Annotated in this window: 24 protein-coding genes; 17 read left to right on the top strand and 7 right to left on the bottom strand. The window is 44.3% G+C overall.

Annotated features, from left to right (window positions below):
- Positions 1-10: 10 nt before the first annotated feature.
- Positions 11-550 carry a hypothetical protein gene (locus ABWV76_RS04660; protein WP_020415305.1) on the top strand — a complete coding sequence of 180 codons (540 nt, stop codon included), beginning with the start codon at positions 11-13 and terminating at the stop codon, positions 548-550.
- A gap of 61 nt (positions 551-611) precedes the next feature.
- Here the strand turns inward: ABWV76_RS04660 and ABWV76_RS04665 are convergent, their stop codons facing one another.
- On the bottom strand, positions 612-1,517 hold the full coding sequence (locus ABWV76_RS04665) for an AraC family transcriptional regulator (protein WP_020415306.1): 906 nt from the start codon (positions 1,515-1,517) through the stop codon (positions 612-614).
- A 169-nt stretch (positions 1,518-1,686) separates the two neighbouring features.
- On the opposite strand from ABWV76_RS04665, the gene ABWV76_RS04670 reads away from it, so the two are divergent.
- From ABWV76_RS04670 to ABWV76_RS04695, 6 genes are all read left to right on the top strand, one after another.
- On the top strand, positions 1,687-2,433 hold the full coding sequence (locus ABWV76_RS04670) for a cysteine hydrolase family protein (RefSeq protein WP_353375367.1): 747 nt from the start codon (positions 1,687-1,689) through the stop codon (positions 2,431-2,433).
- A gap of 490 nt (positions 2,434-2,923) precedes the next feature.
- Positions 2,924-3,451, top strand: coding sequence for a hypothetical protein (locus ABWV76_RS04675; protein WP_211214969.1), 528 nt, complete (start codon positions 2,924-2,926; stop codon positions 3,449-3,451).
- A gap of 381 nt (positions 3,452-3,832) precedes the next feature.
- Positions 3,833-5,164, top strand: a complete 1,332-nt coding sequence (locus ABWV76_RS04680) for a S8/S53 family peptidase (protein ID WP_353375368.1) — start codon at positions 3,833-3,835, stop codon at positions 5,162-5,164.
- Between the two features lie 271 nt (positions 5,165-5,435).
- Positions 5,436-6,071 carry an HAD-IA family hydrolase gene (locus ABWV76_RS04685; RefSeq protein WP_020415310.1) on the top strand — a complete coding sequence of 212 codons (636 nt, stop codon included), beginning with the start codon at positions 5,436-5,438 and terminating at the stop codon, positions 6,069-6,071.
- A complete protein-coding gene (locus ABWV76_RS04690; protein ID WP_020415311.1) occupies positions 6,071-6,631 on the top strand; it encodes an HD domain-containing protein in 561 nt (186 codons plus the stop codon). Before ABWV76_RS04685 ends, ABWV76_RS04690 begins: the two co-directional genes overlap by 1 nt.
- A gap of 201 nt (positions 6,632-6,832) precedes the next feature.
- Positions 6,833-7,627 carry a penicillin-binding transpeptidase domain-containing protein gene (locus tag ABWV76_RS04695; RefSeq protein ID WP_020415312.1) on the top strand — a complete coding sequence of 265 codons (795 nt, stop codon included), beginning with the start codon at positions 6,833-6,835 and terminating at the stop codon, positions 7,625-7,627.
- Positions 7,628-7,784: 157 nt separating this feature from the next.
- Here ABWV76_RS04695 and ABWV76_RS04700 read toward each other — a convergent pair whose 3' ends face one another.
- Entirely contained in the window at positions 7,785-8,669 is an 885-nt protein-coding gene (locus tag ABWV76_RS04700; protein ID WP_020415313.1) for a ketopantoate reductase family protein, read from the bottom strand.
- Between the two features lie 430 nt (positions 8,670-9,099).
- On the opposite strand from ABWV76_RS04700, the gene ABWV76_RS04705 reads away from it, so the two are divergent.
- The 9 genes from ABWV76_RS04705 (at position 9,100) to ABWV76_RS04745 (ending at position 18,351) form a co-directional block, all read left to right on the top strand.
- The gene (locus ABWV76_RS04705) at positions 9,100-9,447 is read left to right on the top strand and encodes a hypothetical protein (protein WP_040629226.1); all 348 of its coding nucleotides are present in this window, start codon (positions 9,100-9,102) and stop codon (positions 9,445-9,447) included.
- A 99-nt stretch (positions 9,448-9,546) separates the two neighbouring features.
- Positions 9,547-9,933 (top strand): BlaI/MecI/CopY family transcriptional regulator, encoded by a 387-nt coding sequence (locus ABWV76_RS04710; protein WP_020415315.1) that lies wholly within the window; start codon positions 9,547-9,549, stop codon positions 9,931-9,933.
- Entirely contained in the window at positions 9,930-10,883 is a 954-nt protein-coding gene (locus tag ABWV76_RS04715) for a M56 family metallopeptidase (RefSeq protein WP_020415316.1), read from the top strand. The genes ABWV76_RS04710 and ABWV76_RS04715 overlap by 4 nt, the downstream gene beginning before the upstream one ends.
- A 79-nt stretch (positions 10,884-10,962) precedes the next feature.
- Positions 10,963-12,207: a TolC family protein gene (locus ABWV76_RS04720; protein WP_353375369.1), complete on the top strand. Its 1,245-nt coding sequence runs from the start codon at positions 10,963-10,965 to the stop codon at positions 12,205-12,207.
- On the top strand, positions 12,204-13,433 hold the full coding sequence (locus ABWV76_RS04725) for an efflux RND transporter periplasmic adaptor subunit (RefSeq protein ID WP_020415318.1): 1,230 nt from the start codon (positions 12,204-12,206) through the stop codon (positions 13,431-13,433). Before ABWV76_RS04720 ends, ABWV76_RS04725 begins: the two co-directional genes overlap by 4 nt.
- Before the next feature lie 9 nt (positions 13,434-13,442).
- Positions 13,443-16,598, top strand: a complete 3,156-nt coding sequence (locus tag ABWV76_RS04730; protein WP_020415319.1) for an efflux RND transporter permease subunit — start codon at positions 13,443-13,445, stop codon at positions 16,596-16,598.
- Between the two features lie 62 nt (positions 16,599-16,660).
- Positions 16,661-17,356, top strand: coding sequence for a HupE/UreJ family protein (locus tag ABWV76_RS04735; RefSeq protein WP_425411211.1), 696 nt, complete (start codon positions 16,661-16,663; stop codon positions 17,354-17,356).
- A 64-nt stretch (positions 17,357-17,420) separates the two neighbouring features.
- Positions 17,421-17,969, top strand: a complete 549-nt coding sequence (locus ABWV76_RS04740; protein WP_020415321.1) for a hypothetical protein — start codon at positions 17,421-17,423, stop codon at positions 17,967-17,969.
- Positions 17,970-18,015: 46 nt separating this feature from the next.
- Positions 18,016-18,351, top strand: a complete 336-nt coding sequence (locus tag ABWV76_RS04745) for a DUF6488 family protein (RefSeq protein WP_020415322.1) — start codon at positions 18,016-18,018, stop codon at positions 18,349-18,351.
- A 107-nt stretch (positions 18,352-18,458) separates the two neighbouring features.
- Here the strand turns inward: ABWV76_RS04745 and ABWV76_RS04750 are convergent, their stop codons facing one another.
- Together ABWV76_RS04750 and ABWV76_RS04755 are read right to left on the bottom strand one after the other, a co-directional pair.
- Positions 18,459-19,343, bottom strand: coding sequence for an SDR family oxidoreductase (locus tag ABWV76_RS04750; RefSeq protein ID WP_020415323.1), 885 nt, complete (start codon positions 19,341-19,343; stop codon positions 18,459-18,461).
- Positions 19,344-19,377: 34 nt separating this feature from the next.
- The gene (locus ABWV76_RS04755) at positions 19,378-20,466 is read right to left on the bottom strand and encodes an alkene reductase (protein WP_020415324.1); all 1,089 of its coding nucleotides are present in this window, start codon (positions 20,464-20,466) and stop codon (positions 19,378-19,380) included.
- A 109-nt stretch (positions 20,467-20,575) separates the two neighbouring features.
- On the opposite strand from ABWV76_RS04755, the gene ABWV76_RS04760 reads away from it, so the two are divergent.
- Entirely contained in the window at positions 20,576-21,433 is an 858-nt protein-coding gene (locus ABWV76_RS04760; RefSeq protein ID WP_026305323.1) for a LysR family transcriptional regulator, read from the top strand.
- A 265-nt stretch (positions 21,434-21,698) separates the two neighbouring features.
- Here ABWV76_RS04760 and ABWV76_RS04765 read toward each other — a convergent pair whose 3' ends face one another.
- From ABWV76_RS04765 to ABWV76_RS04775, 3 genes are all read right to left on the bottom strand, one after another.
- Positions 21,699-22,691, bottom strand: a complete 993-nt coding sequence (locus tag ABWV76_RS04765) for a zinc-dependent alcohol dehydrogenase family protein (protein ID WP_020415326.1) — start codon at positions 22,689-22,691, stop codon at positions 21,699-21,701.
- Between the two features lie 101 nt (positions 22,692-22,792).
- Complete coding sequence (locus tag ABWV76_RS04770; protein WP_282950672.1) at positions 22,793-23,638, bottom strand: enoyl-CoA hydratase/isomerase family protein; 846 nt, start codon at positions 23,636-23,638, stop codon at positions 22,793-22,795.
- 33 nt (positions 23,639-23,671) lie between these two features.
- Positions 23,672-24,490 (bottom strand): SDR family NAD(P)-dependent oxidoreductase, encoded by an 819-nt coding sequence (locus ABWV76_RS04775; RefSeq protein ID WP_353375370.1) that lies wholly within the window; start codon positions 24,488-24,490, stop codon positions 23,672-23,674.
- Between the last annotated feature and the right edge of the window lie 3 nt (positions 24,491-24,493).

Below are 24,493 nucleotides of genomic sequence, written 5' to 3' on the forward strand. Positions count from 1 at the left end.
CTAGGTATTTATGTGGTATCTGATACTGGAAACAATAACAACGATTATAGTTTTTGCAATGATTATTGGAGGATTGCTAGCTATTCCTTTTGGAGCGGCTAAATTAACTAATCTTGAAAAGGGTAGAAATAACCGGTGGTCAATTTTTTGGCGTCATATCTCTAAAGATATAGCTGCTGGAAAGGTAGCCTTATTAAGCCCTTTTTTAGGATGGTTTGTCTATTATGGATTCTATCAGTTTGTAAAAGTTGGAGATGATTCCTCTGCGATTTTAGCCATTGTCTCGTGTGCTGCAATTGGCTTGTTCCTTGTTTTTCATATGGGTTTGCTTGACCGTAAATTTTTTGATTTTCATTTAGATAACATAAAATTGCTGGCTGTGAGTGTAATGTCACTTATTCTCGTTGCGCTAAATGTTTCATTTTGGTTTACAACATTTATTGGCGCTATAGCTACTATGATTTGTGCAATAAAGTATTCTGTAGAGCAGGTCATTCTGGAGGCTGAGCGAGCTAGAGCCAGAGAAGAGGGGGAATCACGTAAAATCTAACTCAGCCCTCCTTTATGAAGGCTGTAGAGGCTATTGAGTTATTAAAAAATAACTAGAAATGTCAAGATTCGATGCCTTTCCTTCTTGCTGCTCCAGGGCCATAGCCAAAATGTTTTTTAAATGCTTTACTAAAACTGGCCTCGGATTGGTAGCCAAACTGATGGGCTACTTGAGCAGTTGAATTTTTCTTCTCATAAAACTCTTGGTGAGCACGCTGCATTCTCCAATTGGTAACATACTGCATTGGTGTTTTTTTCACCAAAGACAGGAATTTTTCAGAAAATGAGGATCGAGACATAGCAGCTCGTTTGGATAATTTATCAACTGTCCACGAGTAACCTGGGTCAGAATGGATAGACTGTAAAACTTTTCCCAGCTTGGGGTCCGCGAGTGCTTTAATGTATCCATCGGTGAACTGTGAGCTCTTCATATGAGCCCGCACAATATAAATAAATAAAATTTCTGATAGGCGATCAATAGCGATTTTCTCTCCAGGCAAATTGTTTTCTATCTCAAATGTTATAAAGCGAGTCACCGTTTCAATTAATGCAGCACCTTCAGCCAAATCATTCTGAACGATTAAAACCTCAGGTAAATCTTCATGAAGAGGATTCCAGCTAAAGTGATCGAGCTCAAAATAACCACATATTAAACTTGTAGCAGCCCTGCCTGAAGCCTGTCCCTCTTCGTTAGGCTGGTTAAGTTCCAGTTGAAGATCTGGTGTGTCCTGACTATGGGTTATTGTATGAACAGCATCATGAGGAAATACCACCAAGTCACCGGCCCTTAATGGTATTGGCACATCCTTAGAGGGTAAATGTAACCAGCAAACACCACGAGTAACAAGATGAAAGGTGGCCTTTTGCTCTCCGGAGGTGTCTACCCGCCAGGCGCCATAAAACTGGCTGTGTAAAAAAACATGTGCTTTTAAGTGGAAAACCCTGAGCAAATCACTTAACACGTCCATAGCTGCGAATACCTAAAAACCATACAGTCATACGATCTGACATGAAATATATACTTTTAAGCATTTATCATACAGATTGTGACGATATTATACGTTCCAGGTTAAGCGCTAGCAATGTCCTGCTTACTTACCCTATATAACTTAAGAGCTTTGGATAGGAAAATACCTGATGAACTTTTTAAATAATCTAGTAGCGCCAGTTGTAACACTAGGACTTATCTCTTTCTCACTGAATAGCTTTGCCGATCAAGCTGAACCTGGAATGAAAATTGATCCTGAGCGGACTGCAATCGTAATAACCGACCCGCAGAATGATTTCTTAAGTCCTAATGGTGTAACCTGGGGTGTAGTGGGGGAAAGTGTAGAAAAAAATAATACAGTTCAGAACCTTGAACGGTTAATGAAAGTTGCAGGGAAAAAGGATGTGCCATTATTTATTTCTCCGCATTATTACTATCCTCATGATCACAAGTGGAAGTTTGAGGGGAACCTCGAAGTGGTAATGCACAAACTTGGTATGTTCAACCGAGAGGACCCTCTAAGTTTAAATGGATTTGAAAACTCTGGAGCTGATTGGTTGGAGCAATATAAGCCATATATAAATAATGGTAAGACTGTTGTGACCGGCCCACATAAAATTTATGGCCCTGAAACAAATGATTTAGTACTTCAATTGAGAAAGCAGGGTATTGATAAAGTAATTCTTGCAGGGATGTCTGCAAATCTATGCACAGAATCTCATATGCGCGAACTGTTAGAACAAGGGTTTGAAGTGGCTGTTGTAACTGATGCAACAGCTGGTGCAAATTTGCCTGAGGGTGATGGCTACGAAGCGGCAATGATTAACTTCAAGTATATGGCTAATGATATATTAACCACAAAGGAAGCTGTTAAATTGATTAAAAAGGAATTCTAAGTAAGCGTAGGCATAATCAAGTCCATTGTTAATCTTGATTTTCAGTGAGTGATTATGCCTACAAAGGACATATATCAACATTTGATGGGTAGGCATTTTGACGAGCTGGGTTTAGGTCTGAAGTATAAAAAATCTCCTAGTTCATGAGTAGTACAGTCGATATGGACCAATTCTGCTTAAACTTCCCGAAGATTTGCCCTCTTATAAAGCATTAAGTGTCAGAGCTATTGACACATCGGGGAATACCATAAATATTGAGATCGCTTTCAGGCAAAAGCGTATATACCCATGGTCTCTTCATGAGGTGATCAAATATTGTTCGTCCTGATTGCCTGTCATGATTATCTGTTCCGCTATGTATGATGTGCTTTGTATAGCGCTCCTTAAAGTATCTCCGTAATCAGAAGGAGATGGATTTTTTATGATGCATAAATAAATTGATAATTATATTTTAAATTGATTTCTGGGTTTTAATAAAAATTAGAGAGAAATGATGTTTACAATAGACGAAAATGACTTCAATCGAACGTATGATGAAAAGCGCGACACTCTAGTTTTAAAAGATGACTTGCCTGTTGCGGTTAGAGATGAGCAAGTCTTAAGGAGTCTTGGAACCGTTATATCAATCCCAGGAGTTACTTCAGGTAATGCTCTCCGCTTAAAAAATATTACAAACTCGACACTGAGGGATTATATTCCAGAGGAAGAGCATATTTGGGTCAACCCTAATTATACAAGTTATGGAACTGCGTGGGAGAAAGCTGGTTTCGAAAAGCCTGATAGAGGTCTGGGTGACTTGGATCACCTTCATTCCAAAGAATGGGCAAAAAAAGGGGGATATGGGTATGTTGTCCTGATTCCCGTCAGATCGGGCGTAAATAGAAGCGCGGGTACCCTCGAAAAGAGCCAGGTAAGTTTAACCTCAAGAAATCATAGCCTGAAAGAACCTATTTTCTACGGCAATCATATTCACTGGGGCAAAATATGGAAACTTAAAATCGATCTTAGACGTGATTGAATGCAGATTTTATAGTGTTAAATCTGATTTCAGGCTTGATTTCACAGTGACATTTTTTAGAGGGTGCTTGTCAGATGAATTCTAATCTAGTAAAGATAAACTAGGCATCATTGACCGTACTCTGGTTTCTCACTTATTGTTATCAAATAGATCTGAATCGTTCAATATCTCCTCCTGATTTTTCAATTTAAAGTCTATTCAATTGAATGTGACTTTACTCAAAATTTGTTAGCCTATCATTGCCTTTCCGTATCTTCCATGTTCCTATTTATTCACTGCTAAGAGATCCTGCCGGGGAGAAATTGCGGTGTTGTCACCCTTGGCTTGTAGTAGTCCAAACTAAAATATCCAAATAAATTCCAGCATAAAAGGAAAATAGTTTTGAATAAGGTTATATTGACGGTTCTACTGATTGTATTCAGTTTTAAAGTGCTCGCATCTGACCCGAACGTAGAGCAAGCACGAGAGTCTTTGGATACCATCAAGGAGCTTACTCCCTGGTCTTGGGAAGAGCCCATTACTCCGATATTTGATAGCTACTTAGCAGCTGATTTCGATCAATACCAGGGAAGGTATAAATCTTTATACATGGTAGAAGATCTACTGATGCATAAGTGGGGCCAGTCTATTACTGAATTTATTGTACTGGCTGAACTATTGTACACTTTCCAGCCGGAAGATTATCAGCAAGAGCATCTGCCGGCATTTGAAGCAGCTATTCATGAATTGGATGAGTTCAGGTTAGCAATTAATGAATTTTTATTGCCCTATGTGCCGAGCTACAGTCTTAAACAGCAAAGTTTAGTTAGGCATTTTGATGGAGAAGGGATCGTTATAGCGGTATTCGATTTATTTGACCCTATACGATTGAAGGAGCAGCGTGAAATGTACCCAAATATTGAGGCTGAAGTTCAATTTGGTGACCCTATTACTTTTCTGCACGGAAATACTGTGATTGATATCATCCTGGATATCGCGCCTAAGGCCACTATTGTTCCAGTGAGTACAGAGAGTAAAACTTACAACGAAGCTATGGAATACATGCGTGCTCGTGAGGATATTAGTGTTATCAACATGAGCAGGGCATTTCACATTACCGACGATCAGTTAGATCAGGAGTTTGCCGATCATTTATCCAGTATCCTGCAGACAAAAATCTTTACAAAGTCCATTGGTAATACAGGAACAGACTTGGATGGAGTAAATACAGATGTTCGTGAGCGCTTAGGTCTGCCGCCGCTTGGTAGCTTTTTCACTTACGACCTGGAGTTAATAAAATCATTTCTTGTGCGAAATGAGGGTCAGCCTGGTGATGAGAACTTAATGTTCGCGATTAATATGCAGCCTTTTTCAAATGAGGTTTCACTGACCGCCACCGTGCCTGGGTACAATCAGTTGGCTAGTGATCGAAGCTTTGCAATCGCGGGTGATGCGGTCTACTCAGCTTCAAGCAACAATTTTGAGTCCGGTAGTTCCTTTTCCGCGCCACAACTGGCAGCAGTGAGCGTTCTTTTACTGGATGCTGCAGAACACTATGGTTTCTCTGGGAGTGAGGCAACTCAAAGGGTAGTACAAGCACTTCAATCGACAGCAAGACACTCACATCTGGGGGCTAACAATACAGGTCTCGGTTTTGTTGATGCTCAAAGAGCGTGGCATAAGGTGAAAGGTAAGGGCAGATATAAGCCCCATCCACGTACTGCTGAAAAGTAGTCAGTAATTGATATTTAGAAGATTTCTAATCTGGCAGGGACTTCTCTGTCAGGTTAGATACTATTGGGTTCCTGCCTAGATCAAGTAATAAAGAGATAAGCTCAAAAGTGGCTCTCATCCCCAGTAATAATCGAAGATATCATTGCAAATTAATTAGTATACTATACCTTTAACCTCCCATCGAATATTCAAGTAAACGGCCTTGTCAATATTAATTGCCAACTATCCTGGCTGAATGACTTCTGGTGAATTTATATAAATGGAGAGTGTAATGGATAAGTGCTTTCTTTTTGATAATGACGGTACCTTAGTTGACAGTGAGTATCTCTGTAATATCGGTTTGGCCAAAATGTTCCATCGATACGCCATAAAGCTTGATCCGGATGAGTTGGTTATACGCTTTAGAGGATGGAAATTGGCCAGTATTCTCGTGATTTTAGAGCGAGAGAATGAGGTGACTCTACCGGATAATTTTGTTGATGAATATCGCTCGGTAGTATCAGACCTGTTCGATAGAGAGCTAAAGCCAGTGAATGGTGTGATCAACGCTCTTGAGGCACTGAATGGGCCTAAAGCTGTGGTTTCCAGTGGGCCATTGTCTAAAATCAAGCATGCGCTAAAGCTATGTGGGTTATCTCATTATTTTGGCGATAACCTATACAGCTCATATGATGTGGGGATCTGGAAGCCTGATCCTGGTATCTATTTGCATGCTGCCAAAGGGATGGGTTATACGGCTGAACAGTGTGTCGTAGTAGATGATGGGCCCGTAGGTGTCGAAGCGGGTTCCAAAGCCGGTATGAGTACTTTCTTTTACAATCGATATAATGAAAAATGTGATATTGATGGTGTTATAAGTTTTACAACCATGAATTCACTACCAGCATTAATAAACGCAGGGGTTTAATGAAGTTAAATTGGTCGCAAGACGTATATCTCAAAGCCTGGAATTTTGCAACCTTAGTACATAGTGGGCAAAGGTACGCTAGTTCGGTAGCTGGTCAAGATTTCCCGTACATTAATCATATCGGAAGTGTGGCTATGGAGTTGATCTTTGGATTAGCTTCAGATGTTAACCTTAACGGTAACCTCGCCATTCAGTGTGCTTTACTCCATGATACTTTGGAAGATACTGAGGTTGATTTTGAACTCATAAAGTTCACATTTGGTGGGGATGTAGCTGAGGGTGTTCAGGCACTCACTAAAGACGATACATTAGTTACAAAGCAGGAACAGATGCTTGATTCGCTTAAGCGTATTAAGCTTCAGCCTAAAGAAATTTGGATGGTAAAACTTGCGGACCGAATAGCTAATTTATCTGAACCACCGGCACACTGGGATTCAGTGAGGAAATCTGCATACCTGCAAGAGGCAATGGTTATCTATCAACATTTACATGAAGCAAATGAGTTGCTGGGTGCCAGGCTCCAAAAGCGTATTGAAAGCTATCGAAAGTATATCGGTTAGCAAATTCTTATACCATATACCGATTTCGTACACATAGTTCCAAGACGAAGATAACTTCAGCTTCAATGAAGATTTGATTTTATTTGAGATGCCAGTCCATTGGATAACTGCTATGTTAGTGGTTTACTGGGCATTGACTGGCGGTGTTTTAGCTTGCTGACAGATTTTTAGTGCCTCAATCAAAAAAAGGTTTAGAAAATAATGAATGTCATTAAACGTTGCTTGAGAGTAGGCACTTTTTTTGCATTTTTGATTACTAGTCATGCTTGGGCTTCCGAGGATTTGATATGTGATGAGTCCTGTACATTTGTTCTTAAGAGTGAACGTGAATCCAAGTTTACAGTTATCAATCAAAGCAGGGCAGATACAAGGCTTTCACCTTTTTCCACCTTTAAAATACCCAATACCTTAATAGCCCTGGATTTGGGTGTTGTAAGTAGCTTGAATCAAGAGCTCACTTACGACCATGAGAAGTACCCAGCACAGAGGTGGTGGCCTACGGTTTGGTATGAAAAGCCACTCCCAATACGGGCTGCGTTCCAAAACTCTGCAGTTCCTATATACCAGCAAATCGCCTTTCAGGTTGGTGTGGAAAGAATGAATCAGTATTTGACAAGATTTAACTACGGAAATATGGATATTTCCTCTGGAGTGGATCGTTTCTGGTTAGATGGTAGTTTAAAGATTTCTGCTCGAGAACAGGTTAACTTCCTACATAAGTTATTTAGTGGGCAACTGCCGGTATCCTCAGATACATTGGTTTCTTTTAAAAAAATCATGCTGGTTGAGGAAACTGACAAATATAAATTCTATGCAAAAACGGGTGGAGGGCAAACCTCAAAAGGATACGCATTAGGCTGGTATATTGGTATTGTGGAATCCAAGGATAATGTGCATTACTTTGCGCTTAATATGGACGGGGATACGTTTGGCGAGGTTCAAAAGAATAGAGTTAAAATGGCTAAGCAGCAGTTAATAAAGCTTGGGATCCTTTAAATAACCCCTAATACTTCATTTGCATACAATGAGTCAATATGCTAACGGACTCATTGTATTTCCTTTGTGAAGAGTTTGTGCTACAGGTTATGGATTTCGGTAGGTCAACCATTAAAAATAATTATATGTTAGTGATAAAATATATTAGAATATAATTTTAATATAGGTTTGGATATCTTGAGTTGAACTCCTTTATCGCTTTGAAATTGTAAGGAGTGGGGATATTCATCTTCCTTCCGAGTTCAACGATATGGCCATTTAAGGAGGCAATTTCAGTTTTTTTATTCTCTTTGATATCCTGGTAAGTGGATGGGTAATGATTCATATCCTTTACTCTATGATAAATGTTGTCCCAAAGAGTCTCTTTACTTTGATCAAATTCAATCTTTCTTGATAAAATATCATATGACTCAAAGTATGTATTTCTTATCCTTTTAGTTATTTTTTCGTCTTCGAATAAACCTTTATAGTTCTTTAAATAAATCGCAGAGAATATATTGGTTGAGCAGTTAAAGATGGCTTTTATAGCTCTCTGCTGAGAGATCTGTTTGGTTGTAGCTATCTCAATTTCTGCATCCTTAAATACGGAATATATTTTACATGTGTGCTCACTTTTTTCTATAAGAAAGCCTTTACCTCTAATGTAAGTGAGCTGATTGCCACGCAAATTAAATCCGTCATTAACAACAGCGATGAAAGTATTCCTTTCACTTGAGCCTATAAATTCGGATGTGTCAAAAATACAATTTTGCAGCAAAATATTGATTTTTGACTTGATCTTGCTTTTGGCTAAAAGGTCCAGATTTTCTTTTACATCAAAAAGCTTGGAAGTTAACAGTACAATGTCATAAGTGATGCCGTTTTTTAATGCTTTAGAAACTGGAGGGAAATTATACTTTTTGTTATTGATGTAAAGTTGTCTTCCAACTTTTTCAGCTTTTCGGCCTATGACGTCTACATGGTACTGCGCATTGTAAAGTTTTGTAGCTAGATATGAGCCAACTGAACCTGCTCCAAGAACTAATATTTTCTCGTCTTTCATGGTAACTTTTCACATTTTATGATTGATAGCACAAATTAGCGCGGGCACTTTCTGTAGATGGGTACTTTAAGTGGAACAATCAATAAGTGTAGCGCAATTAAAAGACTTTCTTCTCTTAGGCACGACATTCATTATGTCTTTCTATATATGACCTGTTAACTATTCTGTACAGCGGTAATGGTTAAGTAAAGGTCAACAAGACTTGAGCTCATTTAAGTCATCAATTGTCAAAAATTTGATGTGTTTTATTTGGTATATCTCTAGGTTAAAATCGATGGTGTAAATCCTTAGTTACGTGCCGCTAAACCCCTTGGGCCATCATCTGAGTAACTTAACTATGATTGGATTTTTTTTATTTCCACTTTCAGGTAAATTGAGTCAGTAATTAATGTATAAGCCAAGCCAGCTGGATAAAATAATGAGAGGCATAATGCTTGGTTTTATCCCTCCTACATTTGCTTTATTCGCATATATTGCATTTTTTGCCAGAGGAGCAAGAACTGCAGTGGGAGTAAGCGATGTTGGTGATTTGTTATTTCTATCTTATGGAGAAATATTAATTGCATCATATATTTTTCTTTATATTGTTTCAGCAGTACTAGGTTATTTTATTGGATGGGATGGCTTTAGGTTGGTGGCGAAAAAAACAGGTGGGACTGTTGAAAAGATAAAGTTCCCTAGGAAAGTATCGGATCGGGTATTTGGTCCCAAAGTAGATATGGATGCCAAGATAATCAGTCCGAGAGAGCGAGTGGAGATGATGCATGATAAATCGTAGTTGATATAGGTTTATACCATCAGAAAAACCTATTGACGATCGGTTTTTGACGTTCTACCATCACTCAAAGAATGATTTTCACTGTTGGAATAATGGTCTATGCGACTTGGCGATCTTGAGAAACAGGTGCTCCAATATCTCTGGGATAGAAAATCTGCGGATGCCAAACAGGTCCACTCGGACTTGAGCCGGGCCCGTGGAGGATCTCTCAATACCATCCAAAGCACGCTGGACCGCCTCTACAAGAAAGGTTTGCTGTCCCGGGAGAAGCAGGGGCATGCATTCCAATACAGCCCGGCAGTGGAGCGCTATGAGTTTGTCGGGCAGCTGATTCAAGACGTTACTCGTGAGTTTGTTGATGATGAGAACGGGCTGGTAGCCGCATTTACCTCTATCTCATCGGAACTGAGCGAAAGTCAATTAGAGCAACTGGAGCAGTTGATCGAAAGCCAGAAGGTAAAACGCCAGCAGGGTGATCGCGAATGATTTTGGGGCAGGTTGCACTCTGGCTAAACCTGTTGACTATTGCGGCGCTTGGCCTGTTTGTCGGCATTATACTGGTGTCAGCTGCCTGCCTTTCTGCTTCCCGGCATTCACTTCGCTTGTCTGCCAGTAGTCGGCGTTTACTGCTATGGAGCGCGGTATTGCTGCCGTGGTTCGCGGCTTTCTCTGCCGCTGTTATCCTGGCATTCCCAAACCTTTTAGGGGGCGTTGCATCTCTGGCGCACTGGCACCATATCAACGCTTTTAATCTCTACAGTTGGCATGGTGTTTTTACCATTGCGTTTCTTTTCCTTACCGGGTTTTTGGTGTTTCAAAGTTTTAAACGAGTTCATCGTCATTTGGCGCAGCTCCGATTGTTAATGCAACTTTGCGAAAGGGATAAGTCTGATCAGAGTATTATCCAGGCCCAGGGTCCCCAAGCTTTCACCAGTGGTCTGCTCCGTCCACAAGGGTTTTATACCAGCGGTCTGCGAGACCAGTTAACAGCGGAAGAGTTTGAGGTGGTGCGCCTACATGAGGAAGCCCATGCGCAAAAATTTGATCCTCTGAAGAAATTAATATTCGCTTTGTTTGCCAGCTTTTTCCCTACGCGTTTGGGGAATTATCTGAATCGGCAGATGGCGCTGTGTATGGAGCAGCGTGCAGACGCTTATGCCCATAGGCAGGGGTGGAGTGAGACCTTTATCGCCCAAACCCTGCTTAAGGTAACCCGTATCTCCAATGGGTTGCAGCCCAAAGAGAGAAGTTCAGCATTGGTCTGTTATTTCGCTCTTGACCAGTTGGATGCCCGTATACGTTACTTGCTGTCTGATAATAAGGGGCGCAACTTATCCCCTTTATTGTTAGCTGGATTGTTTGTAGTTCTCACTGGCACTTGCCTTGTGTCGGTGGATGCGCTCCACCACACCGTCGAAACCCTGTTCTCCCACTAAGGAAGCCGAAGTGTTTAATTGTTTGCGTTTAGTCATAACTAAAAAACCGACTATAGATCGGTTTTTTATGGCCGGGGCTGTGTTCATTTCAGTCGCATTGAGTGGGGCCCTTAGGGCAGAGCAGGGCGAGGAGTTATCGGGCCTCACTTATGAGCAGGCAATTCTTAAAAGCTTGCAAAATCACCCTGAACTGGCGGGTTACCGATATCAGTTTGAAGCTGTGGATGCTCTATCCGAGCACGCCAAGCTAGGACCACGACCGGAGCTTAGTGTTGCCGCTGAGGGGGTGGGAGAGGATAAGAGCAGCGATGGCAACGACAGTTCCCAGGTAACAGTCGGCATCAGTTGGCTATTACAGGGTGATCTCGCAGAAAAACGTGTATTGGCTGCACGCAGCAAGACTCCTGTGATTGAGGCCCAAAAGCAGGTTCTTGAATTGGAAATTGCCGCTAATACCGCGCGTTACTTTTTCCAGGTCCTGGCGCACCAGGAACGCCTGAAAATTGCTAAAACAGCTGTCGACCTGGCTCGCAATATGACCGCTGAAATTAATCGTCAGGTTAGTGTTGGCAGAACGAATGAAGCCGATGCTTTTCGGGCTGAAGTCGATTTGCAGCGTCGACTCTTAGCTGTGGAAGATGTCGAACACGAATTGGATATTGCCAGATATCAATTAGCTGCCCAGTGGGGCTCCAGAGAGCCCAGCTTTCTTGGGGTGGCGGGCTCTCTTTCCAGTGTCATTCCAGAAGTTGATTTATCTAGATTGCGAAGCTTGGTTGCGAGCAACCCAAATTTGGAAATATTCATGAGCCGCGAGCGCGTGAAGCAGGCGGAAATTGATTTGGCACGTGCAGAAGCGGGCATTCAGTGGCGGATTGATACAGGAATTCGTCGCAACGAAGCGAGCGGAGATTATGGATTGGTGGCCGGCTTCGCAATCCCACTAGGAAAGGGCGATCGCAATCGCGGCAAGGTATCTGCTTTGAGGGCGGAACAGAATCGTTTCCGAGCAGAAAGAAATGCGAAAGAGATTGCATTGGATACACAACTCTTTGTGATGACCCAAAGGCTACAGCATCACCGGCACGTGGCTGCCGCCTTGAATGAAAAGATGATTCCCAGTCTGGATAAGGCGCTCACCGCTACGCAAAAAGCCTATCGACGTGGCCGCTATAACTACTCGGAATTGGCACTAGCCCAACAGGGACTTACCGATGCGCAGCTTTCACTGCTCCAGGCACAGTACAACGCACACCTTAGCCTGATTGAAATTGAAAAACTCACCGGCCTGTCAGTGGCACAGATAAGCGAGAGCGAGATATGAGATCCGCAGTTTTTTCCAGCCTGATATTCAGTGCTTTACTTTCTTTGTTACTTAGTGGCAGCGGCAGTGTCTATGCGGCCGGAGCTGTCGCAGGGGCGGAACCGGAAAAAGGGCCCAATCGTGGGCGCATGTTGCGAGAAGGTGATTTTGCCGTTGAGCTAAGTATTTATGAAACTGGTGTTCCCCCGGAGTTTCGGGTTTGGGTGAGTAATGATGGAGAGCTGGTTAATCCTCAGCAGGTTGATCTTAAAGTGGTTCTTACAAGGCTTGGAGATGGAGAGGATCACATCGAGTTCAGGCCCGAGGGGGATTATCTGCGTGGTGATATGGTGATCTATGAGCCCCACTCATTTGTTGTGACTCTAACAGCCAAGTACCAGGGGCAAGAACACCGTTGGCAATATGATAACTTTGAGGGGCGAACCCGTATTGAATCCGCTATTGCTGAATCCATGGAAATTGATACGGAAACCGTTGGCCCAGCCAGGATGAGTGAAACCAGCCGCGCTTACGGCAGGCTTATTGTAGACCCAGAGCAGGTACGTGAAATTAGTGCACGTTTCGACGGCTATGTAGAAGCTGTGCAGGTGGGATTGGGGGAGCGCGTTAAAAAAGGGCAACCCCTAATTGCCATTAACAGCAATCAAAACCTAAACACCTACACTATTCAATCACCAATTGCCGGTGTAGTTGTCCAGCGCAATGTAAACCCTGGTGAACAGACCGCAGGTCGAGTTTTATTAACGGTTGCCGATGATACTGCTTTGTTGGCAGAGCTGGATGTTTTTCCCTCGACACGCCCCCAGATTCGCCAGGGCGCGCCCGTTTCCGTCAATATCAAGTCCTTGGATACTCCTCTGCTCGGGGTAGTGAAACAAATTGATACTTTGATGAAACCCAATCAGGCCACCGCCGTTCGAGTGTCACTGCAAGATATTCCCGCAGGCCTCGCACCGGGTTCTTTTGTAAGCGGCGATATCCAAGTTGCTGAATATGAGGTGCCTCTTGCCGTCAAGCGTTCCGGTTTACAGGCGTTCCGCGATTTTACTGTCGTTTATGCCAAGGTGGGCGACCAGTATGAAGTGCGTATGTTGGAGTTAGGGCGTGAAGCCGGTGATTGGGTTGAAGTGCTGGGGGGGATTCGACCGGGAATCGAGTATGTCACCGGTAACAGCTACATCATTAAAGCGGACATTGAAAAGTCCGGTGCATCCCACGATCACTGAGGGTTCGACATGCTTGAGTACTTGATAAGAACCTCAATTCAAAATCGCGGACTGGTTATTGCCCTTGTGCTATTACTGTGCGGTTTGGGGATTTGGAATTTCACCCGGCTGCCCATTGATGCAGTACCAGATATTACCAATATCCAGGTGGTTATTAATACGGAGGCACCGGGGTATACCCCAAAAGAAGTTGAGCAACGGGTTACATACCCTGTGGAAAATGCAATGGCTGGATTGCCGAGCCTTGCTTATACACGTTCCGTTTCGCGGTATGGGTTGTCCCAGGTTACGGTGATTTTTGAAGATGGCACCGATATTTATTTTGCCCGCCAGTTAGTGAATGAACGGCTCACTAGTGTACGTGGTGCACTGCCTGCTGGTTTGGAGCCGGAGCTTGGACCCATCGCCACGGGTCTTGGTGAAATTTTTATGTTCACAGTGGACTCTGAACCTGGAGCCACCAATGCTGATGGCAGTGCCGTAACACCTAAAGACTTGCGTTCGGTGCATGACTGGATTGTGCGCCCGCAGTTACTGCGTGTACCTGGTGTGGTGGAAGTCAATCCGATCGGCGGGTTCAAGAGAGAAATTCTGATTGCTATAGAGCCGGATAAACTGCTGGCATTCGGCCTGACGCAGGAAGACCTGATTCGCTCGATCGAGGAGAATAATCGTAACCGCGGTGTAGGCTTTATTGAACACAGTGGCGCCCAGTGGTTGTTGCGGGTTCCGGGGCAGGCAAGCTCGTTAGAGACACTGAAGGATTTCCTGGTTGCGGAAGTGAATGGCGTTGCTATTCGCCTTGGCGACTTGGCCAAGATCGAAGAGGGGCGCGAAATGCGCACCGGGGCGGCTACTCAGAACGGCAGGGAAGTGGTGATGAGCACCGTTTTCATGCTGGTTGGCGAAAATAGTCGCACCGTTGCAGGTGCAGTTGGTGAAAAGCTAGAGGATATCAAACAGAGCCTACCGCCTGGTATCACATTGACTGCGGTTTATGATCGTACAGGTCTGGTTGACCAGACATTGCGCACGATCCAAACCAATCTTATGGAAGGTGCGCTGCTGGTTATCGCGGTTCTTTTCCTGCTGCTGGGGAATGTTCGCGCAGCAATTCTCACTGCGCTGGTCATTCCGGTAGCCATGTTAATGACTATCACCGGCATGGTTCAGGCCCGCGTAAGTGCAAACCTGATGAGTCTGGGGGCGCTGGACTTTGGCTTGTTGGTGGATGGGGCCATCATTATTGTCGAGAACTGTCTGCGACGTCTCAGCGAATCCGCCCGCGAGCGTGGCCAGTTGAGTCTTAAAGAGCGGCTTACCCTGGTATTTCAATCGACGCGGGAAGTGATTCGCCCGGCCATGTTTGGTGTTTTCATTATCACAGCCGTGTATTTACCCATTTTTGCCCTGACCGGAGTGGAGGGCAAGATGTTCCATCCGATGGCAATTACCGTGGTGATTGCGCTGCTTTCTGCGATGTTTCTTTCCATCACTTTGGTGCCAGCCGGCATAGCGCTGCTATTTCGCAAACCGGTGATCGAAAAGAAAAACCCTGCACTTGAGAAGCTGAATAGCTTTTATCGCCCGGCCTTGGAGTTTGCACTGCGCCAGCGTGGCATGGTTGTCGCTATTGCTGCGCTACTGGTGTTGGTTTCCTGTTATACGGCAAGCAGAATGGGTAGCGAATTTGTGCCGAATCTGGATGAAGGCGATATTGCCATGCACGCCTTGCGTATTCCCGGCACATCCCTGGAACAAGCGATTGCACTACAAAAATCCTTGGAGGAGCGGATTAAAGAGTTGCCCGAAGTGGAGCGTGTATTCGCCAAAATTGGTACTGCGGAAGTGGCTACCGATGCCGTTCCCCCAAGTGTTGCCGATAACTTTATTATCCTAAAACCCAGGTCTCAGTGGCCAGATCCGGATAAGCCGAAAGAGCAATTGGTAGAAGAGCTGGCAAAGCTGGTAGAGCCAATCCCCGGCAACCGCTATGAATTTCTCCAGCCAATCCAGATGCGCTTTAACGAGCTTTTAGCTGGGGTGCGTGCGGAATTGGCGATCAAAGTCTTTGGCGATGACTTTGAGCAATTAGAGCGTTTGGGCGGTGAAATTGAAGCGGCTATTGGCAGTGTAGAAGGCGTTGCTGATATACAGATGGAGCAAACCAGCGGTTTACCGGTTCTCGCCATTGTTCCTGACCAGGCCGCACTAACCCAGTATGGGCTGGCTATCAATCAGGTACAGGAGCAGCTGGCAACCGCCCTGGGAGGTACGGTTGCTGGCCGCTTTTATGAAGGAGACCGCCGCACCGATATTGTTGTGCGTTTGCCAGAGGTATTGCGCCAGGATTTGGATGCGCTAAAGAAACTGCCGATTCATCGACCCAATGGCAACTATGTGCCCCTGGAGGAAATTGCCAGCTTGGAACTCACTGCCGGTATCAATCAGGTTTTCCGCGAGAACGGTAAACGCAGGGTAGTGGTAACGGCCAATGTGCGGGGTAGGGATCTGGGTAGCTTTGTTGCTGATGTACAGCAGTCCGTTTCCGATAAAGTGGAAATACCACCCGGTTACTGGGTTGAATACGGCGGAACCTATCAAACGCTACAGTCTGCTACTGAACGCTTATCGATTGTAGTGCCGCTGACCCTTGTGTTGATTATGGGGCTTCTCCTGCTGGCACTTCGCTCCATAAAAGATGCGGCAATTATTTTTACCGGTATACCCCTCGCATTAACCGGCGGTGTGCTCTCTTTAATGTTGCGGGATATCCCTTTCTCCATTTCCGCAGCCGTTGGTTTTATCGCACTTTCCGGGATTGCCATCCTTAACGGCCTGGTAATGGTTTCCTTTATTCGGGATCTGCGTGACCAAGGTTACAGCATAGAAAAGGCCATTATTGAGGGCGCCCTGATCCGCTTACGTCCGGTCATTAGTACCGCACTGGTTGCCTCACTCGGTTTTGTGCCCATGGCCCTGAATACTGGTATTGGCTCTGAAGTACAGCGCCCACTGGCTACGGTGGTTATTGGCGGTATTGTCTCATCAACAATCCTGACGCTTTTAGTCTTACCGGCACTCTACAGAATTTTACATGGCAGGAATGCCAAGTCTGAGAGCTTACAAGATAACCCTGAAGTGGCTCTGGCTGGAGCCAGTTAACTGGGCCTGTGTGCGCTTTGGTTCACAAGAATTTAGAACTTTAAAAACGGGAGATAGTAACGTTGCTCAATAGTTTAAAAACAGTTTTCGGCTTGATGACGCTGATAGCAGGTATGGTGATATCTATGCCGCTATTTGCCCATGGAGTGGACGATGCGACCAAGACTTTTCTTGCCGGCAACGAAGGGGTATCTATTATTCCCTTTCTATATATTGGCGCCAAGCATATGGTGACTGGCTATGACCACCTGCTGTTCCTGGTGGGAGTCATTTTCTTTTTATATCGATCAAAAGATGTTCTTATCTATGTAAGCTTCTTTACGCTCGGTCATAGCTTAACTTTGTTATTTGGAGTGCTTAACGACACCCATGTGAATGCCTATTTGATCGATGCCATTATTGGATTATCCATTGTCTATAAAGGCTTCGATAATCTCGGCGGCTTCAAACGGGTTTTTGGCTTCCAGCCTAATACCAAGGCTGCCGTACTGATTTTTGGACTCTTCCACGGTTTTGGTTTGGCAACCAAATTACAAGAATTCAAGCTGTCCAGCGATGGGTTGGTGGAGAATATCCTGGCCTTTAATGTCGGAGTAGAAATTGGTCAGTTTGTTGCGTTGCTGTTTATTCTTCTCGCCATCAATTATTGGCGTCGCTTTGACAGTTTTCTGCGCTTTTCCACCATGACAAATACCTTACTAATGAGTGGTGGACTGATGTTGGTGGGTTACCAGATGACAGGCTACTTCGTAGGTTAGATAGCCAGAAAGTGGCTTTTACAAGTTTATTGAACAGAAAGAACTCAGATTTAGAGCTTACAGAATGAATACAACTGAAATGCCAGTGCAGACTGCACAAACACTGATTAAATCCACACTTGCTGCTGGCGTGCTTGCAGCCATTATGTTGACCACAGTAATCCTGCCAGCTGAATACAATATAGATCCTACTGGAATTGGCAGTGCACTGGGGCTTACTGAATTAAACAGTCAAGAGCAGGAAATTGCTGCACCAGAAGTAGTGCAGCGTGGCGAGCAGTCCTTTGCTTATCGGACTGACACTACAACTATTGAAGTGCCCGCTGGCCGTGGAATTGAATACAAATTTCAATTGGATAAATACGGTCATTTGGAATATGAGTGGGTAACGGAGAGTGGTGAGCTTTACTTTGATTTTCACGGCGAACCCACAGGCGATACTACCGGCTACTTTGAGAGCTTTGCTATTGCTACCGCAAATAAAATGAGTGGCTCTCTCACCACGCCTTTTGATGGTTCCCATGGCTGGTATTGGAAGAATAACGGTCAGGAATCTGTGAAAATCACTCTAAAAACAAAGGGGTTCTACGAGGTTATTGGACTCAAACAGTAACGCTTTTTTATCAACATTCGCTAAAACCGAGAAGAAAGAGAGTATTATGAACAAACTTATTCGAGTCATCTGTGTATCAGTTACCTTAGGCTTCGCAAATCTTGCTTTCGCCCATGGTGACCATGAGAGAGACAATTTTGCCACTGTATCTATGGTAGAAGCCAAAGGCATCGCCAGCCAGGAAGTAGCTCGCCTAATCAAAGAGGGTAAGCTTAACGAGTCCTGGTCTGGCAAGCCGCTCAATGCCGCCATGCAGCGTGTTGACAACCAGCGACAGTGGGTTGTCAGCACTCAGGGTAAGGATGGGGGCCTGGATAAAATACTGAAAGTGTTTTTATCAACGGAAGGGTACTTTCTTTCTTTTAAAGTGACTGATCGTTAAAAAATCAGTAATGTTCCTGCACTGCTGTCTGTAGGCATCGGCGCAGGAACATGACCTATAACTCTGATATGCCCAATGCGGCTATGAGGGTAATTATAGCTCTACATTTAGACCTCTTTTTTACTAAACTGGCTAGCTGCGTTTTCAAAGAATGTCTTGAGTAAAGTTGGTTTTCTGTCCAGAAGTTGCTCTACGTGATTGGAAAGCTCAATCGTGTGCCCCCACTCGCGGGTTACAGGCCAAAGCTGTGCCAACGCATCGGCAGCTCTCTCTGAAACCCCCAAACTTAATAATCCTGACCTTGCTGCTTCATCACTAATAGGTTGATAGGTTATCTTCCTCTGCAGGACTTCAGATAATATATTTGATATATCCGTATAAGTTAATTTTTCTGCCCCAGTAAGAATATACTTCTTACCAATATGCTCGCCCGGTTCTACTAGTATTTTGGCTGCTATATCACCGATATCCTGATGGTCAACAGTAACAATAGCTGCCCCCGGTGCAGAGCCAAATGGAGCACTAATTGTGCTTTGTTGAGCAATTTCTTCTGCAGAGGCAAAGAAATTGCTGTTAAAACTGGCGGGCTGAAGAATTGTCCAGTTTAACGTTGATTCGATAAGATGCTCTTCTGCCTCTCCCAACCATCTAGCTATGTCAATTGGTGAATCCTTATCAGCGCCTAAGCCGGAGATTTGTACAATATGCTTTACTCCAGCTTGCTCCGCTATACGAATAAAAGCGGCATGCTTATTAGTAAATGAAGGTTCGAATGCTGTAACCAAAAAGGCAGTCTCGATACCTTGCATAGCTTCCAGTAGTGAGGATTCATTCTCATAGTCTCCTATTACATAGCTGATATTGTCAGCTACGATTGGAGCTCTAGAAAGATCCCGAAGCAGGGCCCTGACTGGTATATTGGTGTTAGCAAAGTTTTTCAGAACGGCTTTGCCGTTATTTCCAGTGCCGCCGGTAATTAAGATTTTTTCCATGATTACACCTAAGTGAAATTGATATATTTGTAAGTTAAGAGTTTTGTGCCACTAATGAGGGGTAGTCTAAATACCCGCGTTCATCGCCAGCGAAAAATGAAGACATATCCTCTTCGTTAAAGGGGCCATTATTTGCGAGGCGCTCTACGAGGTCCGGATTGGATATAAATAAACGGCCAAATGAAATGTAATCGGCAGAGCCATCGGCAATGGCATTGTTTGCGGATTTAAGATCATACATTCCATTGGCTACGTAAAGACCTTTATAGGTTTTGCGTAGCTGGGTGTGGTCAATGCTTGGTTGGTTCTCTCTGTCCCAGGCCCGTTCCATCATCTGTAGATAGGCAAGGTTATATCTGTTCAGTTGGTTGACAACATATAGATAGGTTTTTTGAGCATTACTGTCCGTCAAGCTGATTTCCGGAGATAGCTTGATTCCAACTCTATTTGATCCCCAGACCTCACATAATGCAGAAGTTACTTCGAAGATGAAGCGAGCTCTGTTTTCTACACTGCCGCCGTAGGCATCTGTACGATGATTGGTGCTGTCGTGAAGAAACTGAGCCGGAAGGTAAGGCCCTGCAGCGTGGAGTTCAACTCCATCAAAGCCGGCTATAAGCGCATTCTTAGCTGCCTGCTTATAATCTGCGATAATACTTTGAATCTCCTCATATGTTAGAGCCTTCGGAACTGCATAAGGCTTCTTTCCCGTATAAGTATGTGCTTCACCCTCAGCTGCAATCGGCGAGGGAGCAACAGGTGTTTGACCGCCGATAAGGTCTGGATGTACTTCTCGGCCCATGTGCCAGAGCTGGACAAAAATTTTTCCTCCCTGACGATGTACAGCATCGGTAACCTTTTTCCAGCCCGCGATTTGCTCTTCTGTAAAAATGCCTGGGGTATTCACCCATCCAAGCCCTTGGGCTGAGATCGCGGTAGCTTCCGAGATAATCATCGCCGCACTGGCACGCTGGGCGTAATACTTGGCGTTAACGTCTGTTGGTACACCATCTCGACCGATCCTTGCACGTGTCAAGGCAGCCATAATGATACGGCTATCAGTTTCCATATGGCCGAGCTTTCCGTGGGAAAAAATGCTCAGATCACTGTCTTTTTTAGTCATTTCTGTTGACTCTGCTTGTTTCGACAGGACGCAGATTAGCCATACTCCCGATAAAATAATAATGGTATATTTGGATCAAAATGATAGATTCTATGAATCGAGTATTGATATGACCCAAGAGCAGCTCAAGATGTTTATTGCCGTTGTGGAGCAGGGAAGCTTTCGTGGAGCGGCCAAGGCGATTTTCAAAACCCAGCCGACGATTAGTAATGCGGTTAAGAGGCTTGAAGAAGAATTTGGCTTTCCCTTATTTGATAGGGATAGCTATAGACCGAACCTCACAAATCAGGGGCAGGCTTTTTATCAGCAGACTAAGAGAGTTATGCAAAGCCTCGAGCAGCTCTCTGTAATGGGGCACCAGCTTGGTGCGGGAATAGAACCCAAATTTACTGTGGTCATTAGTGGTATTGTCGAGCTAAGCCCACTTCTGGAACAGATCAAACCTATAGTGCTGTCTTTTCCTAATACGGATTTTAGTATTAGCACTGAACTATTGTCTGGCGTAATGGAGCGCATAGATGGCAATGAAGCTGATCTGGCATTTGCTACTTTGTTCGGCGTTGAGAGCAAGCATGAGTGGAAGAAAATAGGGCAGGTCGAATTAGTTAATGTTGTGGCTCCTGATGTTTTTCCTGGCGATGAAATTTCACAATTGGAGGCTGCACAACTACCCCAAATTGTCGTCAGGGATACGGGCCGCTCAGAAAATAAGGGAAATATCAACTTGCTGGAAGTTGGGCGCAGATGGTTTGTTAATGACTACCATACAAAAAAAGAGCTGACCCTTGCTGGACTTGGTTGGGGTCGAATACCAAGGCACTTCATAAAGAGTGAACTGGAGCGAGGTTTGCTTGTACCTATTAATGTTGAGGGGATTGAAGCATTTAGCAGTTTTGATCTATGTATTATTCGTAATAGAGAGCGCTCTTTGGGACCAATTGCTGGTAGATTTTGGGACTCTTTTTAAGGTTGGTATATTTTTAATACATTTACAACTATAAGGGGATTAAGCCCACCTTACAAATTTGAGTGGGGAAATTGTTCTTCAAATAAGATGTCTATTTTAACAAAATATGTTGATAAATTAGTGTGAGTGGGTTGAGACAGTTCAGACCTAAAATGAAGTTTTCTGAGTAACCGAGGCTGATCATATCAGGTCTGAACATCTACATTTTTTGCGTTATTCCCATCAATAATGGAGATTTGCGAGTTGAAATCTCTATTAGTCAGTCTTAGGGATCGATATTCACAACAACTTTCCCCATAGCTTGCCCACTTGCCAGCCGTTCATGGGCCTTGCCAATATCAGGCAAACTATAAGAAGTTTCATCAAGCACAGGTTTGAGATCGCCTGCTTCAGTAATGGCTTTTAGTGCTTTTAAAATATGCCCGTGTTCCTCACGGTGGTAATTGTGTAGCATTGGAATTAACATAAATATGACATGCAAAGACAAGCCTTTAAAGTGAGCAGGCGTCAGATCAAGTGCTACCATGGAAACGGTAGTAGCTACTTGGCCATTGAGTTTTGCTGCCTCAAAAGAGTTCGTTATATTTGCACCACCGACTGAGTCGAATACTATATCGAAGCCTGCTCCGTTGGTGTACTTCAGTACATAAGACTCAACTGATTCAGTCCGGTAGTTAATCGGCGCTGCCCCCAATTTTTCAATCATTGCCAGTTGAGGATCTCCGGAGCCTGTTGAGTAAACATCAGCACCAAAGTGACGAGCCAGCTGTACAGCTATATGACCCACACCGCCCGAGCCACCGTGAACAAGAACACTTTGTGCAGGCTTAACCCCCGCACGCTGTAACCCTTCGTAGGCGGTTATGCCTACTAAGGGCAAAGCTGCTGCTTCCCGCATGGTCAGGTTCTCGGGTTTCAGGGCAATTAAGTTCGCGTCTGCAACAATATATTCGGCTAATGTTCCCGGTGAGTCAGCCAGTCCACCTGCGCAGCCATAGACTTCATCGCCCACCTGATAATCGGTTACACCTTCGCCAATCTCTTCAACAACACCAGCGAAGTCCATACCCAATATTGCCGGGGCTTTCGGTGAAAGGGGCAATGCAGGTCCCATTTGGCGAATCATGGTATCTACGGTGTTGACGCTGGTTGCTGATATTTTAATCAGCACATGGCCAGCTTTGGTGGTCGGCTTGGGTACTTCAGCAGCTTCAAATACGTCTGGGCCGCCAAAGGTATTTACAATCATTGCTCTCATTTTGATTCCCAAAAAGTGTACTTTCTGTAGAGTTTTGTCTAAGTGTCCGAAGTAAGTAGGGCATCGCTGTCTGTAAATTGTCGGATGCCCAATTGCTACTGCTAGTTTATTTTTTGTACATCCATAACCAGTTGGTTCCAGTTCCGCTGATTTTCAATATCGTGTTCCAACCCTTGTTCATCTGCGTTAGAGAAGCGTTTTAGCGCAGGTGTTTTACTGGTTGCTTGATACAGCCAATAGGCTTCCGCTTTTAGCGCTTCACCGATAGGTTTATCGATTGACTCATAGACCGCCTGTTTACAGGCATTGATTGATTCTGCTGGAAATTGAGCGATTCTCTTCGCCAGGCTATCGACATACTCGCCAATTTCATCTGGGTCTAGTGCTTTGTTGATTGTGCCGAGCCTTTCCGCTTCGTCAGCATCGAAATCACGGGCGCTGAGAATAATCTCCAGCGCTTTACCCAGTCCTGTCTGGCGAGCCATCCTTGATGCACCTCCCCCGCAGGGGAGGATTCCCATACCCACTTCCATTTGCATGAATTTATATTTTCCTCGGGCTGCGAAACGCATATCGAGTGCCAAGGCCAGTTCATGGCCACCACCTCTAGCGAAACCCTCTAGTTTGGCGATCGTTGCTTGAGGTACTTTGCTGATGCGCTCACAGACAGCCTGTAAATCCAACAGTTGGGCTTCTTCGCGAGATACAGCTTCATCAGACATGTTTTTTAATAGCTCAGTGTCGTAATGACATACCCAAATCTCCGGATTGGCAGACTGAAATACAACGACTTTGGTTTCTCGATCCCGTTCCAGGCGCATAGCCAGGCTGTTTAAGTCGGCCAGCATTTCCTGCCCTTGGACATTCACGGGACCAAAGTCAAATGTCACAGTTAGGGTTCCGTCATCTTGCTCCGCCGTGAATGTGGTAAAACCTTCATATTTCATGGTGAATTCCTTTTAATTGATTGCGTTAACGTCTTAGGTATTTTTAATGCTGAGTTTGTCGAGAGTGTTCTCAATTTCTTCAATAAGTACCTTTCTCTTTTTCTCATCTAGCGCGTCTGGGTGCGGCTGGGACCAATTGCCTATGTCATTGTCAAAGTATTTACCGCTAGCGTTTGAGAACTCATCATCGAGTGCCGCTCGTACCAATATATTGGCGCCGATGCTTAAGTCTTTCCCTTGAGTTCCGTAAGCATCTTTTACCATTTTGCTACCCAGAAATGAGGCGGGATTGATTGCGATAAATTGCGGGGCCTTGTCGCCAAGTGAGCGGGCTAGTTGAAAGGTCCACATGGTGAGAGCTAATTTACTTTGGGCATAAGCGTCGCTGTCGGATAGTTGTTGGTGACCTTTGAGCGCTTCGATGTTCACAGTTGCTTGCGCTGCAGAGGATAGATTAATAATGCGGCCATTGGCGCTAAACAGCGGCAATAGCCGTGTCGTTAACAAGTAGGGGGCAATAGCATTTACGATAAAACGAACATCGTAACCCGTGTCGGTTATTGGGTTCTGTACTTTAAATACGCCGGCATTATTGATAAGAACATCAATATTTGAATATTGAACTTTTACCGTTGAGGCCAGTGCTAACACATCTGATAAATTGGATAAATCTGCTCGGAATGTATCTATATGGGCCTTGGGATAGCTTTGCTTTATTGCTTCTTTTACACTTTCTAGTTTTGTATCGCTGCGGCCATGTAAGAGCAAAGTAGGATCCTTTGCTGCCAGTATTTTTGCAGTTTCTAATCCGATACCGTCAGTACCGCCTGTCAACAAAATGGTCTTTCGCACTTG

Source organism: Microbulbifer sp. NBRC 101763 (genome assembly GCF_040371615.1).
Taxonomy (GTDB): Bacteria; Pseudomonadota; Gammaproteobacteria; order Pseudomonadales; family Cellvibrionaceae; genus Microbulbifer; species Microbulbifer variabilis.